Genomic DNA, 17396 nt, shown 5'->3' with positions numbered 1-17396 from the left:
GCTATGCTTTCCCATAGCACCTTGTTCGTTTCTTGGAAATGAAGGAAATACTACAAATGGTATCGAATACTTTCAGCAAAGAGTGGAAGGAGGATCATCTATGAAATCAAATATCTATAGTACCTTACTCAAGCTTGTCCAATGTCCAAGTATTACTGAATCACCTGATGAAAAAAATATGGCCCATGTCATATATCATATATTAAATGAATTCCCTTACTTTCATGACAATCCCAATCATCTTGTGCTCCACCATATTCCCGAACATGATTTGTATTCCATCATTGCCCTACTGAAAAATCCTAGCCCTACAAAGAAAACCATCATCTTACTGAGTCATTTTGATGTGGTAGCCGTTGATGAATATGGATATCTCAAAGACTATGCCTTTGATCCAGCATCACTGATCAAAGAGCTCCACAAGGTGAATCTTCCAGATGATGCTCGAGCCGACTTAGATTCTGGAGATTGGCTCTTTGGCAGGGGAACCATGGACATGAAATGTGGCCTGGCCATCGAAATAGAGCTTCTCCGTTACTATGCTATCCATCCCGAAAAATTGGATTGCAATCTGTTATTGCTAGCTGTACCTGATGAAGAGGGAAATTCCAGGGGGATGCTGGGATCATCTTCAAAGCTACTAGCCCTGGCTGATGCCCACGATCTAGATTATCGCTTGGTCATCAATACAGAGCCTTTCTTCCCTTTATATACGGGAGATACAAAAAAATACCTCTACACAGGCTCCATTGGTAAGCTTCTACCCATGATTTATTGTGCTGGGAAAGAAGCCCATGTGGGTGAACCCTATTCTGGTCTTAACCCCAATTTGATTCTTTCAGAGATTAACCGACGAATCGAAGCAAATGCCCAGTTTTGCGAATCCTGGGGCAGCTTTGTCACACCACCTCCATCCTGCCTTAAACAAAAGGATTTAAAGGATTCTTATTCTGTACAAATTCCAAGGGCAGCAGTGGCTTATTACAATTGGATGATCTTACGGGACACACCCCAAATCATTCTAGATAAGCTGAAAAAAGTTGCTGAAGAAGCGATTGCTTCTGTTCTTGATGAAAGAGCAAAGCAAGTAACGGCTTACCTCAGTAAATCCTCTTATCCGCTTCAAATCCCTCCATGGAAAGTAGAAGTAAAAACCTATGAAGAAGTCTATCAGAGAGCCCTAGAAACCCATGGGGATGTGTTGATTCAATATTTAAATCAAAAAATTCCTCAATGGATTGAAGCAGGCGTGAAGGATGAACGGGAATTGACCATCAAAATCGTTGATGCAACCTATGCCTATTATCCTGAGAAAAATCCTTTGATTATATTACTCTTTGCACCTCCCTATTATCCCAGTTGTTTTAATGAAGGACTAACCAATGATGAGGCAGCGGCCTTAGCCTTGGTGGATGAGCTCATTGCCTATGCCCAATCTGAATTTGATACAACCCTTGAGCCGTGTGCCTTTTTCCCAGGGCTCTCTGACAACAGCTATTTTGGGGTAAAGAATGGTCAATCCATTGTCCATGAATTCAAACCTAACATGCCTCTATGGGGAATCTCCTATGATCTGCCCATCGATACGCTGGAAAAGCTCAATGTTCCTGTGATCAATATCAGTACCCTGGGTAAGGATCCCCATAAATACACAGAACGGTTAAATCTTCCTTATTCTCTGACCGTAACACCGGCAATGATGATGAAAGTCTTAGAAAAAAGATAATAATGCCATGGGGCCGAAGGACCCCATGGCATTATTGTGTAGCTGTCTCTACGATGCTAATTTGTCTGTCCGTCGCATTTAACTCCCCTTTGACGCCTAAGGGAATCGTCAGCTTGTAGTTTCCATGACCACATTTCCAACCCATGATGGCAGGTTTATTCAATGGCACAACCAAATCACTGATAACTTCCTCCAAAGTTAAGCTATCTTCTGGGTTTTCTGGTTCATAATCCAAAAATTCCCCCAAAATAATTCCTGCTGCCTCCTGCAGCTTCCCTGCCAGTCTCAACTGATTTAGCATCCGATCTATGCGGTAAACACCTTCGTGAATATCCTCTAAGAAGAGCAACTTTCCTCTTGTATCCAGTTCAAAAGGTGTACCCATGGTAGATGTGACCAAGGCAAGATTTCCTCCGACGATTTCTCCATAAGCTCGCCCTTCTACAATGGTTTTCATAGTGTCCTCCTCAGGATTTTTCAACTTTCCTAAAGGCTTCTCCCAAGAAATTGCTTTTAAAAATGCTTCCCTCGTATACTCGTTAAAACCCTCTGTAATCATATCTGAGGTCACCATAGGCCCGTGGAAGGTCACTAGCTTTGCTTCCTGTAAAAAAGCAATATGCAGTGCTGTAATATCACTATAGCCTACAAACACTTTAGGATTTTTTGCAATCACATCGTAGTCAATGCGATCCAGAAGCCTTCCGGATCCGTCCCCACCACGCATGCAAATGATTCCTTGCACCCCTTTATTCTGAAACATCTGATGAATATCCTTTAGCCGAATATGATCCTCTCCAGCTAAATATCCCCTTTTGTGAAATACAGATTCCCCCAATGTCACATGAAAACCCATGTTTTGAAGGACTTGAACGCCTCTCTCCAATTCATCTCTAGTCGATGGTCCTCCTGGGGCGATGATGCCAATGGTATCTCCTGGCTTTAATGGCTTCGGTTTTGATTTCATTCTTATTCCTCCTGTTGTATATGCTCCATATCAATTGGTTTTGACACTAACCTAAACAATATCAAGGTTACACCTGCTGCTAAAAGCAAATTAACCCACACTGGCAATCCAATCGCTACACCTACGTATCCTACAGCAGCACCCACGGCACCCATTAAGGCATAAGGTATCTGGGTATTCACATGATCCATATGATCCGATCCTGTAAACATGGAGGACATGATGGTAGTATCAGAAATGGGACTACAATGATCTCCAAATACAGAGCCGCCAAATACAGCTCCGATGGTGGCAAATAGGAACGTCATAGGATCAATCCCAGCTGCCAAGGACGACTCATGGATCATGGGTAATACAATGGGCATCATCACAGCAATGGTTCCATAGGTGGTTCCCGTAGAGAAGGAAATCATACTGGCAACGATAAAGGTAATAAGTGGTATAATCCCTGGAGAAATAATCCCCTGGGTAATACTGACAATATACTTTGCTGTTCCCACTTCTTTGATGGCAGAACCGATGCTCCATGCAAAGATTAAAATCAATGTACCATAAACAATGGCTCGCATTCCTTCCATACAACCTTTGAATATCTTGTTGGTAGAAGCAAGGTTTTGTATTCTATAGAGTACAATGGTGATAAACAATGCGCCAAAGGAACCCCAGCACAAGGCAATAGACGTACTGGCATCGGCAATAGCCGCTGTAATCGATACGCCAGGCCATCCTCCAGTCTTTATCATAAGGAAAAGGATCAGGAACACCAATGAGCCAATGGGAATAAAGAAGTTCATCAGCCTTCTTGGACATTGATGAGAAGGTATCAGTTCTTCATCCATCTTTGTTGCACTTAGAGGCTGCGCACCATCCCGAAGAATTTTCCCTGTAGAAATAGCTCTCCTTTCAGCTGCAAGCATAGGTCCATAATCTCGTCCTGACCAGATGACATAGGTAAGCAGAATGAGGGCAACAATATTATAAAAAATGTAAGGAATAGATTTTACATAAGCACCATAGGTTGAATAGGTGATACCCAATGCATCAAATTGTGCACCGATCTGCCCCGTCATATAAGCAATCCACGAGGATACCAAAGCGATACAGGCTACTGGCGCCGCTGTAGCATCTACAATATAAGAAAGCTTTTCCTTGGAAATTTTATAGTCTGCTGTAATAGGACTCATGGCGGTTCCTACCACCAACGTATTTACATAATCTTCATAAAATATAATGAATCCTGCAAGTTCCGTGGCCAGCAATGCTCCCTTTCTGCTTTTGATTTTTGATGTTATCCATTGGACGACGGCATCAATACCGCCACCAACCCACATAATCCCTACTAAGCCACCCATGGCCAAGCCTGTTAATACAATACGGGCTCCCCAGGGATCTCCTAGATTGTTCCATAGCATTTCCACCGTTTTTCCAAAGCCTGTTACAGGATTTCCGCCTGCCAACATGGTCGCTGCCACCCAAATTCCAATGAATATCGATGGTAATACTTCCTTTGTAACAAGACATAATATGATTGCAATCAATGGGGGCAGTAAAGAAAACATGCCAAAGCTTGGTGCTGGTGCTCCTTCGCCACCATCTGCAAAGGCTGTGCCTCCCATGACCAATAGGAAAACAGCCATGATCATCACCAGTACTAACCCTAATCCTCTGGTTTTCATACTTCTCATAAATACCCTCCTTCTCTTTATTGGATTCTATAAAATCAACTTATCCCCTCCTTTCTTCAAATTCTTCCACAGCTTCATCACATATCCACCCTTCAGCCACAAAGGTTGTCTCGCCTGTCAGATAAATGTTTTGAACTTTTGGGACCATCTGCCCGATATTTATTTCAAGAGGCCCCCCCATAGTCAAAATTTGTACGGAAGCCCCTTTCATTTTTCCCTCCAGTGCCAAGGCGATCGCCACTGAGGCAGAACCTGTTCCACAGGCCAAGGTGATATCCTCTACACCTCTTTCATAGGTCCGTACAAGAACACTGTTATCTTCGAATATTTCATAAAAGTTTATATTAGCACCCTTCGGAAAGCTCTCATGATAACGAAGTCGCCTTCCTAAAGCCTGCAGTTCACCTAAAGGTGTATCTTGCAATCCTTTGAAAGATACCACTGCATGGGGCACGCCCGGGTTTCCCAATTCTATGTAGGTCCAAACCATAGGCAGCTCTAAATCTATATTCTTTTTCATTTCAATGACCGAAGGATCATTTAGCTTGATAGATACTTCCCTCCCTTGAACTTTCGCTTCTACATGTCCTGCCAAGGTGTCAAAAATCATATGCTCCTTTCCAATCCCTTTTACATAGGCATATCTTGCCATGCATCGGGCCCCATTTCCACACATTTCACCCTCGCTCCCATCGGCGTTGAATATACGCATGGTAAAATCGACTTCTGTTCTGGAAGGTTCCAGTAAAAGCAGTCCATCTGCCCCTAACCCTAAGCCCCTTCTGCATGTAGATTTGGCTATTTTCTTCAATATTCTGTCCTCAAACCTCCTATCTCGATGATCAAGAATAATAAAATCATTTCCAGTACCATTCATTTTTGTAAATGGAATTAGCTGTTTCATGGGTAGTCCTCCTTTATCATGTCGAAAAAGAAACCATTTTTATCAGTATATGTGCCCCCTTATAAGGATGTGACTCTTATTTTTTAAGATTCATCCCTCCTACCATTGAACACTTTTCTTTCCTTGGGAATATGATAGTAAAAGGCATATTTATTCCTGTTACTCCGTTATCACAGGTTCGCGGGAAAGGAGACGACTTATCATGTATTTTATTCGCAATAAGATTGCCGACCGTTTAGGCGGTAAGGATTTTGATACATCGAAAAAAAGCTATAAGTTTATGAAAATAAAAAAGGCCAAGGCTGAAGCCATGGCTAAACATCCGGAGATTCCTATTATAGACCTTGGTATAGGCGAGCCTGATTTCCCTGCTGATTCCATGGTGGTAGACACTTTAGCTGCTGAAGCCGGTAAGTCAGAAAATCGATGGTATGCAGACAATGGTATTCCGATCTTTCAAGAAGCAGCCGCCAAGTATTTACAGCAGGTTTATAAGGTAAATGATATAGATCCCCATACAGAGCTTCTTCATGGGATTGGAGCAAAATCCATCTTAGCCATACTCCCCCTATGCTTTATCAATCCTGGAGATATTACCCTTACGACAGTCCCTGGATATCCTGTCATTGGGACCAATACAAAACACCTGGGCGGCGAAGTATATAATCTGCCCTTGTATCAAGAAAATAATTTCTACCCTGATTTTTCAAGCATCCCCGATCACATTTTAGACAGAGCGAAGCTTCTATATATTAACTATCCCAACAACCCCACAGGTCAAGTAGCCACGAAAGAATTCTACAGGCAGGTGGTGGACTTTGCCTATAAAAATGATATCATCGTCATTTCCGATGCTTCCTATGGTGCCATCACCTTCGATGGTTACCAGCCCTTAAGCTTTCTATCGGTGGATGGGGCAAAAGAAGTGGGTGCTGAGGTTCACTCTTTATCCAAAGCCTTCAACATGACTGGCTGGCGCCTCGCCTTTATCGCAGGCAATGCCAAGATCATCGAGGCCTATGGCAATGTGAAAAACAACGCTGATTCTGGTCAGTTTATTGCTATTCAGAAGGCCGGGATCACTGCTTTAAATCATCCAGAGATCACCCAAGTCAACTGCGATCGGTATTCCAGAAGACATGAATTACTAGTAAAGGCCTTACGAGAAGTAGGCTTTGATGCAGAAAAACCCAAGGGCACCTTCTACTGTTATGTACCGATCCCCAAGGGTACCAAGTCTGGAATTGTCTTTCAAAATGCAGAAGAGGTCTCCAACTACTTGATCAAGGAAGCCCACATCTCCACCGTTCCATGGGACGATGCAGGCCCATTTCTGCGATTGTCTGTTACATTTGAAGCAAAGGACTACGAGGAAGAGAAGAAGATTATTGAAGAGCTTAAGGATAGATTGTTAAAGCTTGAGTTAGTATTCTAATCTAAAAAGACCATATTATCATACGGATAATGATGGACCCTGCTTGCCTTAAACTTTAATTAAGTCAATCAGGGTCCATCTTCATCGTATATATACAAAATCACCAATATATGTAATAAAATGGTATAATGGTATATAAAAGTTATATCTTATTGTAAAAAGATGAGACAAACTTAACGGTCAGAAGGAGTCGTCCGATCCTTGTAACACAGGAAATCATAACTTTTTGTAGGGAATGCCCCCTGTGGCATTCCGTTTATAAAGCAGGGATATAAGCTAAGATCAGATACAAACTAAATTTATAATTCTTATCAATACTCAAATGCTATCCCATTAATTTTGTAATCTCTTTACTACTTAGGCTTTTGGATAGTAATTCAATGAGATATTCATCATCTTTGTCTCTGTAACAGTTTGTCGTCTTTTCCCAGTCAGTATATGTCCCCCAAATAAATGATGACCAGGTTTGATTTATAGTACTGTCCTTTTTTATTACTGTAACTAGCATCTCTTGAAGCAACAAATCAAAGTGTATCGAAAATTCTTTGTTTGATAAAAACAATACATTTTTTATAGTTGTCGTATTTGCTGGACCATATTCAGACAAAAAATTCAGTATTTTTTTGCTAAAATCGGGTAAAGAGGCGGTTTGTTGCTTATGTGGCTTAAGTAGATAATACAGTTCTTTAGAAAGATACGTAGTCCTTTTTCGATAAGCTTTACAGTGAAATACTTCACGTTGCTCTATTAAAGTTATTATTGCATTCCAATTTCCACCAACCTCATCAATAGCAGGCAAGTATTTATTAAGATTGCAAGAAAGTATTCCATACGTATTCATATAGTTTTGCAGATTATTTACAGCTAACTCATCAGAAACTTGATCCGTATTCACAATATCACCTTGCTTTCAATTATTTTTCAATAGATTTCTTCACTAAAATAATATATTTTATAGTTGTATATTACTATACGTCTATAAAAACTCCTTTATTTTTTCCTATGTAGTAAACACCCATATCCTTTTGAATTCGTATATGGAAATGAATAAATTTTTACATAGTTCTTCTGGGAGGGTATCAAATGATTAGTGTTAGCCAATATTGGAATCCCAAACAAGCATTATTAAAACAAGCTTTAAAAGAAGGTCAAATTGAAGAAGCAAAAACATTATTACATACATTGCATTCTGCTGTTCATTCATCAGAAATTTATGAAACACAGGATTCTTCTTACATGGATGAAATCTGGGAAGACTTGAATGAAAAAGCTTTCCGCACGATGCCATCCATAAAAGATGTTACAATTGCATGGAATATTTGGCATATAACTCGTATAGAGGACATAACCGCCAACCTTTTAATAGCTGATACAGAACAAATATTAAATGATGAATGGCTAGAAAAATTGAACACCCTCGTTAAGGATACGGGTAATGCAATGAGCGATGAGGAAATCATTTCTTTCAGTAATGAAATAAATTTGAAGGAATTGCAAAACTATCGTAATTCAGTTGGTGTTCGAACAAAAGAAATCATTGAAAACTTGAATCAGGAAGATTTAAAACGTAAATTTAGGCAGGCTCAGATAAGTAGAATATTGACTGATGGTGGAGTCACAGAACATCCCAAATCTATTTGGCTGCTGGATTTTTGGAGAAAAAAGACCGTGGCTGTGTGAGTTATCAAAATATATGACAAAAACATAGGATATAAAAAGAACACCCGGGAAAACATGGGAAGCCTTGGGAAGTCTGGGGAACAGGCGGGACAACTCAAAACTAATTGACAGCTATTTTGAGAACTGTAATAGAATTGTAACATTTAATATTAAAGTGTTCTTAAAGCCTTTAAATATAAGACTTTGAGGACACTTTTTATTTTTAAGCAATTCCGCAAACGGAGCAATCTTCTCTATTTTATTTAAGGTGTGCACACGCGGCGTTACTGAGCGTTAGTCTTAAAAATTATAAAAGAGTAAAACACAGGAAGGATAAGCGTTAGAAGAAATTTAAAAAGCTAAAAAGAGCGTTAATGAGTGCGTAAAAATAATTAAAAATACTCAAAAATCAAAGTGACAAAACTCTCTTTTCTATACAAATGTGTCACATAGTAATAATATCAAGGCTTTCAGCAATTTTAAAAACTGAATTTTAGGATGCAGTAAAAGGACAAATTTCATGTATAGTCATTGTATATTATGAATAATTATGCGTAAAATTTCTTCCTGCAATCAGCTTAAATTCCTATATAAGAAAAGTCAATACCTTATAATACATGAACTAAAATTCAGAAGTGCTTTGTATGTATTGGTATTGTGAATTGATTGTATAATTTAGACATCAAAAGAAAAGGGGGTTAGGGTATGAAGGATAATTTGATAAATGAATTAAAACAGAAATTGACCCCTGATTTAATTCCCTATCCATACAATGAATGGGCGGAGATAATCGGGTCGGAAAATTTATACGAACTTGCTCAAGAATTAGGAGGAGCAACTGTCTACATTCCTAAACCTGAAATACTAATCAGGGAAGTGAGAAATAAGTCAATTCAGGAGGAATTTACAGGATTTAATTACGGAGAGTTATCCAAGAAATACAGACTGTCAGAAAGATGGATAAGAGAAATATGTGATAATAAGGGAGGAAAATAAAAATGATAATCAATCAACAGAATTTAAGAGACCTTTTTACGAACTTCAATGCAATCTTTAACAAGACCATTGAGGAAACGGAACAAAATTATTTAAAGGTTGCAATGGAAGTGCCTTCAGCAAGTAGTGACGAAAATTATGCATGGTTTGGACAAATTCCAAGCATGAGGGAATGGATTGGAGACAGGCAGATTCAAAATTTAAGTGCCCATACTTACACCATTAAAAACAAGGATTTTGAGCTTACTATTGCTGTTAATAGAAATGACATTGCAGATGATAAAATCGGCGTGTATAAGCCTTTAATTCAGGACATGGCTCAAATGGTACGCCGTCACCCTGACGAGCTTGTATTTACATTGTTAGGACAAGGCTTTACAAACAAATGCTATGACGATAAGATTTTCTTTGCAGACAATCACCCTCAAGGGGATAGTAAGTTAATTCAGAGCAACAAAGGAACTAAAAAGCTAAGTGCTACAACCTATGCAGAAGCAAGAGCACAAATGATGACCATTAAGGGAGATAACGGAAAGTCGTTAAAAGTCATTCCTGACCTTCTCGTTGTAGCTCCACAAAATGAAGCGGTAGCAAGGCAAATTTTATTTGCTGAGACCATCGGAGGAAGTACCAACGTCAATAAAGATACTAGTGAGCTTTTAGTTGTTCCAGAGCTTGCAGACCACCCTGACCAATGGTATCTACTATGTACTAAAAGAGCTATAAAGCCTTTAGTATTCCAAGACAGACAAAAGCCTAAATTCGTTTCTTTGGATAAGGATAATGACGATAATGTATTCTTTAGAAAAGAGTACATATATGGCGTTGATGCTCGTTGCAATGCAGGCTATGGATTGTGGCAGTTGGCTTATGGCTCTACAGGAGAAGTTGCAGAATAAACAGAAATATAGGGGCATCTCTTGCGGATGCTCCCTCCCCTATCACTAAGAATAAAAGAGGTGAAAAGCGTTGAAAAACAATCTATTAATAATCGCTAATACCATTGATGTAAAGGGCGTTCCTGATGAAATTAAGATATTGCCTTTAGGTTTTGTAAAGTCTCAAAAAGGTGACTTCTATGTTGATGAAAACTCCTACTACTCCATGAAAAATCAATTTAAGAATAGAAACATAGATTTAGTGGTGGACTATGAACATCAAACATTAAAGGACGTGCAAGCTCCTGCGGGCGGTTGGATAAAGGAATTAATTTTAAAGCGTGACGGTATATATGCAAAGGTTGAATGGACACAAAGAGCGAAAGAGTACCTACAGAACAAAGAATATAGATACCTCTCCCCTGTTGTGTTAGTCACCAAGACGGATAAAAAAGCCGTAACGCTTCACTCGGTTGCTCTCACAAATACCCCTGCCATAGACGGTATGGAGGCGATTATAAACAGTATGAACAATACCATTGAAGGAGTTGAAAACATGGAAGGATTAGAGGAAACTAAGAAAGCTGATGACTTAAACAAAACAACGGAAATGTCAGAGAATCTTTTTACGGTTGCTGTTGAGTTGGGACTAAAGAAAGATGCAACCATAGAGGAAATATTAAAGGCTATCAAGGACTTAAAGAAAGACAAGACAGAAAGTGAGATAGTAGCCAATAAGCTGAGACTTGAGAAAACTCAATCAGAAAGTCAAGAACTGGTGCAAATAGCTCTATCCATAGGGCAAATATCAGAGAGTCAAAGCGATTGGGCAATGCAAAGGTGTATTGATGATGTGGAAGGCTTTAGAATGTTTGTAAATGGAGCATTTAAAAAAGAATGTGACAACCTTCTGCAAATGGCTCTAAGTAGTGGCAAGATAGCTCCATTCCAAAGACAATGGGCGGAACAACTTGTATTAAAAGATATTGATAGCTTTAAAAAGTTTGTTGAGCAGGCGTTGCCAGTCGTACCAACGGGAGAACTGCAATATTTGAAAGATGACAACTATTCCAAGGGTGGAAGTATTTCCAAGAATGGAAACAGTGTAAGTGATTTATTAGGACTTACAGAGGCAGAAGTCAAAAAATATGGAAGATAAGCTCTAAAATGCCCTGTAATTTAATTTTAGATGCTTGAGTGATATTTCATATCTAAAAATAGATTTACACCCGTTAACACGCGTGCTAACGCTGTCAAAAATGATTTTTAAGTGGACAGGGGGTGCAATATGAACAGCATAAGATTAGAGGGTGACGTTGCAAGGTTGACAAAGACTTTAAAAAACATGGAAAACACTGATTTTAAAGGCATTAACCAAGCAATAGCAGAGAGTTTGAGAACTACCACAAGGGAAAGATTTAAAGACCAAAAATCACCCTCGGGAAAAGAATGGAAAAAGTCTATCAGAGCAAGGGAGCAAGGTGGAACAACCTTGTCAGATAGTGCAAGACTTAAAAATTCCATTAGGTCAAAGTCTGATGAGAGCAGTGCAGCAGTCGGAACAAATACCATATATGCACGCACTCATCAGTTTGGAGATAAACGGACTATAAGAGCAAAAACAAAGAATGGATTAAAAATCAGAGTGGGAGGTAAATGGTTTACCAAAAAGCAAGTAACGATAAGAGTTCCTGAACGACCTTTCCTTGGTATTAGTAATGAGGATACAAAAGAAATTCAATCAATCTTAGAGGACGCTCTGAGAGATAAATAAATCTATCGTTATCCTATTCTTATTCTCAAAATATTTGTCAAAAATGTTTCACGTGAAACATATAATATATGTTTAAACATAAAAAATATGTTTACAAATGCGTGAAATTTGATATAATAGGAGTAGGAGGTGAGCTTGTGGCAAGAAAGACATTTACAACAACTATAGATGAAAATGTTCAAAAGGATTTCAAGATGTCTTGCGTTAAGAACGAAGTCAAAATGAATGATGTTCTTGAAGCTTTCATGAAGGCTTACTCAAACGGAGAATTTAAAGTTGAGATTGAGTTAAAAATTAAAAAAACCAAGTAAAAAGGAAGTCCACCCTGTCGCCAAACAAGAATTGGACTCCCTACTACGACAACACCCGTAAGGGCATTGCTATATTTTATTTTAGCATACTCCGCGGGGTTATACAAGGAGGCGTGCAAATGAATAATCTTATCGTTGATGAGAAATATTTAGAAAAACTCGTTACTATACTCAATGAGTTTATTGACGAAATAGGTCTAAGTAGTAGTTTAAAAGTGGTAATAATCGAAGCTGAAAACAATCTTGATAAAAAGAGAAGGACAAGGCGAGACTACGGCAAATTTAAGGTTAAGACATCACCATATATTGAAGATGTAAAGAAAATGCTAATAGATGGAATGAGTTATGCCGATATTTCAAACTTTTTAAAAAGCAAGGGCGAAAGTATTAGTAAAGCTTCTGTAGGTAGATACGCTCAAAGATTTTTCGACAACTTAGAAAGTAACAATCCTCCAACGAAGGGAGGAGCTTTCTAATGACAGATGCAGAAAGACAACAAATGTTTCAGAATACGGAATTCGATTTAATGGCTATAAAACAAAGTGGAAATTACTTGGTAGCAAAGTTTAACAAGCTTTCCGATAGGGACAAAGAAGATGTTTTGGACTATTTGAATATGAAGCTGTCCCATGAGTCAAAAAGAAATGTCAATACCCATGAAGTATCTAAAAAAACTGTTAAAGACAATGTTATAACCTTAGATTTTGCAAGCAGAAAGCCCAAAAGAAAGGGGGCTTCTGTATGAAGGTTGCAACAGTAGAGCAATTCAAGGTATTAGAGTTTATTAAACAAAATTTTGAGGTTGAAAAAGTATCGTTGGAGCTACTGAATAGGTACTCTATCAAAGTAACTGACAAAACAGGTCAATCCCTTGTTTTTAAGTATTCAGAGAATACAATTCTTTGGGAGCAAGGAGGGAGCTTGTAATGGATACTATTCAAAGAGAGAATAGCGTATTATCAAATATCTTTGAAATAAGCGTAAACTATGACAATGCAAAAGAGCTTGTTTCAAAATACTCCAAGCTTCCCGAGTATTGGAAAAATGAAATATACAACAAAGTAATAGAGTTGTTTTCTTTAGAACCAAAGCAAAAAGGTAGGAAACCAACAAGCATTGGAGGTCTTTATGATAGACTTTCCCCAAGCTCAAAAAGAGAGGTAGCTAAACAAGTAAATAGAGCCTTGGAAACTGAATTGAAAAATAATAGGTCATACACAGAACCAATACCAAAAACAGTTGCAACAAACAACGTCATCATGTTAAACTTTAAGAAAACAAGAGGTAAAAACAAGGAGACGAGAGCGGTGTCTAATAGTTTTGTTGCTTATGAAACTGATTGGTGTTTTGGAGTTAAAGGATATTTAAGGCACAAATTCAATTGCAAGGATAAGAGCAAAGACAACTTGGATAATTTAATACAAGACATGGAAACGGCTTTAAGAGGGATAGCGAGCGAGGAGACTATTAAAAATGACCCGAAATATAGACAGTGTGCTAATAGTCGAGCACTCGATATTCCCATAAGTCAAACCGTGACAGAAGCTCAAAAGAGAATCCTTCAACGGATACAGAGTACTTGTGAATCCGAGTTGCTTATTGACTTATGTAATGACAATACAATCAGAGTTAAAAACAATTGGAATGCGTGCTTAATATTTGAGTATGTCCCCTCAAATGGCGAAATAATAATCAGAGGAAACAATTTGGACGTTGAGAACTACCTCAGAGGGTTAAATGTATATTTTTAACACAAACCAATAAATAATAATTAAGGCGAAAATGTATATTATGTACATATTCGCCTTAATTTATACATTAAATTTTTGACAAAAATCTTGAGACTTTTTGCCAAAAATTTTGAGCGGCTACAGGCTGGTATACTTCTTATGCCTATTACTCGTCATCAAATTGTCCACTTAAACGATTGTAACAAACTAAAAAATAAATGTAAAAATGTCGTATGAAATGAACATGGCTTTTTTAAATCGTAGCCCCTGTTCTTTATATTGTGCAAATAGAAGTTAATATTTCTAAAGGGAGGAAAGAACATGTCCTATGCTACCGAAGTAATAGTAAACTCGCTAGTAGATCGTATTTCGACAATGCAGGAGGTGCAATCTATTGGTATCAGCGGTAACAAAACGCCACTCCCAAAAGCGGGTGAGGGTGATATCGATATTTTTATATATTGTGATTTAATACCCGAGCTTGAGAAAAAACATGCTTTGATAGATCCATTGGCTGACCTATTACAAGAAAGGAAACTCAATGTTTTTGAAGGAGAACACTGGGGAATTGGAGATTTTGTACTCATAAATGGTGTTGAAACCTGGTTAATGTATTTTACCGTAAATGAAACTTTAAGTGATATAGAAGCTATATGCAATGGAGATTATCCGGACAAATTGGATAATTACTATTATCCGATAGGCCGCTGCGCCATGTTAAAAAATATTAATGTTTTATATGATAAAAATGATTTTCTCTATTCATTGAAACAAAGATTATTCAAATATCCTGATGAATTAGCAGAAAAGCTTATACAATATCATCTGAATAAACTAGAAGATGTAGAAGATTTAGAACGTGCTGTAATTAGGAAAGACGTACTGTTTTATCACTTTGCAATGGATATAGGGATTGATCATTTTCTTCAAGCCCTGTTTGCTATGAACAGAACCTATTTTCCTAGTCGAAAAAGAACACTGCATTTCATTAAGGATTTTAATATAAAACCTGAAAAATGTGGTGAAAGATTATTAAAAGTTATTCAATTAGGTAGTTATTCTGAAGGTATTGAACAATCTTATGCATTGTGGAATGATATGACCAGTGAACTGAAAAAAATTCATATTGGTTAACTTATTCCTTCTCACTGTCTCATTTGGTGTACATTGGTCGTTTCATTATACATCATAAAAATTTATTTGGAGGAAGATAAAATGGATACTATCCCAGAAACGATCCATAAGGTATTAGAACAATATTTTCTTTTACTTGAGATGAAACTACCTAATTTCCTTGAAGCATACTATCTTTACGGTTCTACCTCATTAGGAGAATTTTATGATGGATTTAGCGATATTGATTTTATTGCGCTCGTAAAGCGGAAAGTAACTGCAACAGATATGCGTATTCTGAAAGAAATTCATAGAGATATGCAAAGAAGGTTTCCCAAAGCAATTTTAGACGGAATGTATGTAATGAAGGATGATTTAGAATCTCTAAATAATGGCGAAGCTTCATGTCCTCGCTTTAATGACGGCAAATTTCAAGGTTTTAGGACATTTGACCAAAATTCAATAGATGCTTATCAATTAAAAAAATATGGCATCGCTATGAAAGGTCCAGGTGCTGAGTATTTTACCTATGCTGTAAACTGGGACATCTTAATGAATAATATGAGAGATAATCTTAACACCTATTGGCAGAATTGGGTAAATGATTGTAAAAAGTTCTGGTCTATCAAATATATAGGTCTATTTACCAGTTTAGGAATGATTGAATGGGGTGTTCTAGGGGTTTCTCGTCTTTATTATACATTCAGAGAAAAAGATATAACCTCAAAGATCAGAGCAGGTGAATATGCGCTAAAGATAGTTCCTCAAAGATGGCATAAGATTATTTATGAATCAATGAGATTACGGAAAGGTAACAAAAAGTCTTATTACAAATCTATTTTTGAGAGACGAAAGGATGCTTTAGGCTATATCGAATTCATGACACAAGAAAGTAACAGCCTTTTTGATGATAAAAAGCCCCTATTAAAGAGAGGATGATATTTTTGAAAAATAGCAATCTGCAAACTAGCGTCTATACCATTGGTATGTTATTCGTCATTATTATTGCCTCTATGAATGTTTTAAATTATACAGTTCCTAAAATTATTTCTTATTTCCTTCTACTCGTAGCAGGAATACACTTCTTCCTGCTATTTACAGGAAAATATAAATAAATGTAGTTTAAATCCTTAAATAGTGCGAAGCAGGCAAAAGGAACGACGAGGGCGTCGTTCCCTACACTACACCAGATTCTGTGATACTAAACGTACGCCCTTCACAATTGATTTCAGCCATGGTGCCATATGGCAATACGGTAATCGGCGCCGTATGGCCAAAGTTCATGTTATATAGAATTGGTAAATCTATCAGCCTCAACTCATCTCTTATAACTTTTAAAATAACTTCCTTATATTCTTCGTAGAAAAGATTATCATAAGGTTTTGCAAAAAGAATTCCGTTGATTTTCTGTAGTATCCCTTGTGAGCCATAGTTTCTCAACCAGTACTCCACATATTCGGGGCTTGGTTTATCCTCGGATGTTTCTAAAAACAAGATCTTATTCTGCCATTCATCAGCTGAAGGCCAAATTGCTGTTTCTTTTAACATCTCAAGCACCTCGATACAACCACCGATTAAGGGGCCGTTGGAAAGCCCCTGGCCTTGTAGAACCTCGTATCCATTGTTCGGCTGAACTTTTCTCTTAGTATTCTTGTTTTTTTCTTCCCATGCTAAATACTCACTTGTCCAAATTGGAGATGGTTCAATTTTTCCGATTACGGCATTATCGAACAGCACCTTTTCAATCCAATGCTTGGTATATGGAAACATCTCAACATTTTCAGCAAAATCCGCTAGGATAGATGGGCCATAGAAGCTTGAAATACCAGCTTTATAGCAAATCATATGAGTTACTGTAGTATCGGAGTATCCCATGAAAATTTTAGGATTATTTCTGATCACATCGAAATCAATGTATGGCAGCATCCTAACGCTTTCATTCCCTCCAATACAGGAGAAAATTGCCTTTATGGATGTATCTTCAAAAGCGCGCATGAGATCCTCTGCCCGTTTTTCTGGATGGTTATACACATACGTTGAGCCTTTCAATGTATGGGGCATTTCAACAACCTCCAGGCCAAACTCGTCCTGTAATCGCTTCTTGCCAATGTTATAACGCCATAAGATATCGCTGTCTCCAGCACCGCCCCAAGACAGACTGACCGTTGCAACCTTATCTCCACAACTCAATTTTTGGGGTTTTATTAAGCTCATTTGC

General features: G+C 38.0%; 19 protein-coding genes. 14 read left to right on the top strand and 5 right to left on the bottom strand.

Annotation, left to right across the window (positions count from 1 at the left end; genetic code table 11):
* Positions 1-100 precede the first annotated feature (100 nt).
* Complete coding sequence (locus tag HNQ80_RS00755; RefSeq protein ID WP_184307160.1) at positions 101-1726, top strand: M20/M25/M40 family metallo-hydrolase; 1626 nt, start codon at positions 101-103, stop codon at positions 1724-1726.
* 31 nt (positions 1727-1757) lie between these two features.
* Here HNQ80_RS00755 and HNQ80_RS00750 read toward each other — a convergent pair whose 3' ends face one another.
* From HNQ80_RS00750 to dapF, 3 genes are read right to left on the bottom strand one after another with little or no spacing between them, the layout of a single operon-like run.
* Positions 1758-2693 carry a S66 peptidase family protein gene (locus tag HNQ80_RS00750; RefSeq protein WP_184307158.1) on the bottom strand — a complete coding sequence of 312 codons (936 nt, stop codon included), beginning with the start codon at positions 2691-2693 and terminating at the stop codon, positions 1758-1760.
* A gap of 2 nt (positions 2694-2695) precedes the next feature.
* The gene (locus HNQ80_RS00745) at positions 2696-4378 is read right to left on the bottom strand and encodes a Na+/H+ antiporter NhaC family protein (protein ID WP_243182864.1); all 1683 of its coding nucleotides are present in this window, start codon (positions 4376-4378) and stop codon (positions 2696-2698) included.
* A gap of 40 nt (positions 4379-4418) precedes the next feature.
* A complete protein-coding gene (gene dapF / locus HNQ80_RS00740) occupies positions 4419-5282 on the bottom strand; it encodes a diaminopimelate epimerase (RefSeq protein ID WP_184307156.1) in 864 nt (287 codons plus the stop codon).
* A gap of 202 nt (positions 5283-5484) precedes the next feature.
* On the opposite strand from dapF, the gene HNQ80_RS00735 reads away from it, so the two are divergent.
* The gene (locus HNQ80_RS00735; protein ID WP_207726801.1) at positions 5485-6717 is read left to right on the top strand and encodes an LL-diaminopimelate aminotransferase; all 1233 of its coding nucleotides are present in this window, start codon (positions 5485-5487) and stop codon (positions 6715-6717) included.
* A 325-nt stretch (positions 6718-7042) separates the two neighbouring features.
* Here the strand turns inward: HNQ80_RS00735 and HNQ80_RS00730 are convergent, their stop codons facing one another.
* The gene (locus tag HNQ80_RS00730) at positions 7043-7612 is read right to left on the bottom strand and encodes a hypothetical protein (protein WP_184307154.1); all 570 of its coding nucleotides are present in this window, start codon (positions 7610-7612) and stop codon (positions 7043-7045) included.
* A gap of 188 nt (positions 7613-7800) precedes the next feature.
* Here HNQ80_RS00730 and HNQ80_RS00725 point away from each other — a divergent pair, with 188 nt between their 5' ends.
* From HNQ80_RS00725 to HNQ80_RS00670, 12 genes are all read left to right on the top strand, one after another.
* A complete protein-coding gene (locus tag HNQ80_RS00725) occupies positions 7801-8397 on the top strand; it encodes a DinB family protein (RefSeq protein ID WP_184307152.1) in 597 nt (198 codons plus the stop codon).
* Between the two features lie 684 nt (positions 8398-9081).
* Positions 9082-9372, top strand: coding sequence for a Mor transcription activator family protein (locus tag HNQ80_RS00720; protein ID WP_207726800.1), 291 nt, complete (start codon positions 9082-9084; stop codon positions 9370-9372).
* A gap of 2 nt (positions 9373-9374) precedes the next feature.
* Entirely contained in the window at positions 9375-10271 is an 897-nt protein-coding gene (locus HNQ80_RS00715; RefSeq protein WP_184307150.1) for a Mu-like prophage major head subunit gpT family protein, read from the top strand.
* A 70-nt stretch (positions 10272-10341) separates the two neighbouring features.
* Entirely contained in the window at positions 10342-11409 is a 1068-nt protein-coding gene (locus HNQ80_RS00710; RefSeq protein WP_184307147.1) for a phage protease, read from the top strand.
* Between the two features lie 129 nt (positions 11410-11538).
* Entirely contained in the window at positions 11539-12024 is a 486-nt protein-coding gene (locus tag HNQ80_RS00705; protein WP_184307145.1) for a phage virion morphogenesis protein, read from the top strand.
* A 137-nt stretch (positions 12025-12161) separates the two neighbouring features.
* Positions 12162-12335 carry a hypothetical protein gene (locus tag HNQ80_RS00700; protein ID WP_184307144.1) on the top strand — a complete coding sequence of 58 codons (174 nt, stop codon included), beginning with the start codon at positions 12162-12164 and terminating at the stop codon, positions 12333-12335.
* A 119-nt stretch (positions 12336-12454) separates the two neighbouring features.
* Positions 12455-12811 carry a hypothetical protein gene (locus tag HNQ80_RS00695; RefSeq protein ID WP_184307142.1) on the top strand — a complete coding sequence of 119 codons (357 nt, stop codon included), beginning with the start codon at positions 12455-12457 and terminating at the stop codon, positions 12809-12811.
* Complete coding sequence (locus HNQ80_RS00690) at positions 12811-13080, top strand: hypothetical protein (RefSeq protein WP_184307140.1); 270 nt, start codon at positions 12811-12813, stop codon at positions 13078-13080. The genes HNQ80_RS00695 and HNQ80_RS00690 overlap by 1 nt, the downstream gene beginning before the upstream one ends.
* The gene (locus HNQ80_RS00685) at positions 13077-13262 is read left to right on the top strand and encodes a hypothetical protein (protein ID WP_184307138.1); all 186 of its coding nucleotides are present in this window, start codon (positions 13077-13079) and stop codon (positions 13260-13262) included. The genes HNQ80_RS00690 and HNQ80_RS00685 overlap by 4 nt, the downstream gene beginning before the upstream one ends.
* The gene (locus tag HNQ80_RS00680; protein WP_184307136.1) at positions 13262-14086 is read left to right on the top strand and encodes a hypothetical protein; all 825 of its coding nucleotides are present in this window, start codon (positions 13262-13264) and stop codon (positions 14084-14086) included. Before HNQ80_RS00685 ends, HNQ80_RS00680 begins: the two co-directional genes overlap by 1 nt.
* Positions 14087-14386: 300 nt before the next feature.
* Complete coding sequence (locus tag HNQ80_RS00675) at positions 14387-15199, top strand: DUF4037 domain-containing protein (protein WP_184307135.1); 813 nt, start codon at positions 14387-14389, stop codon at positions 15197-15199.
* 66 nt (positions 15200-15265) lie between these two features.
* The gene (locus HNQ80_RS00670) at positions 15266-16117 is read left to right on the top strand and encodes an aminoglycoside adenylyltransferase domain-containing protein (protein WP_243182861.1); all 852 of its coding nucleotides are present in this window, start codon (positions 15266-15268) and stop codon (positions 16115-16117) included.
* Positions 16118-16354: 237 nt separating this feature from the next.
* Here HNQ80_RS00670 and HNQ80_RS00665 read toward each other — a convergent pair whose 3' ends face one another.
* Entirely contained in the window at positions 16355-17392 is a 1038-nt protein-coding gene (locus HNQ80_RS00665) for a S66 family peptidase (RefSeq protein ID WP_184307132.1), read from the bottom strand.
* Positions 17393-17396: the final 4 nt, after the last annotated feature.

The sequence above is a fragment of the Anaerosolibacter carboniphilus genome (assembly GCF_014205875.1).
Lineage (GTDB): Bacteria > Bacillota > Clostridia > Peptostreptococcales > Thermotaleaceae > Anaerosolibacter > Anaerosolibacter carboniphilus.
Note: the sequence above shows the minus strand (reverse complement) of the source record. Positions and strands in the feature narration are given on the sequence as shown.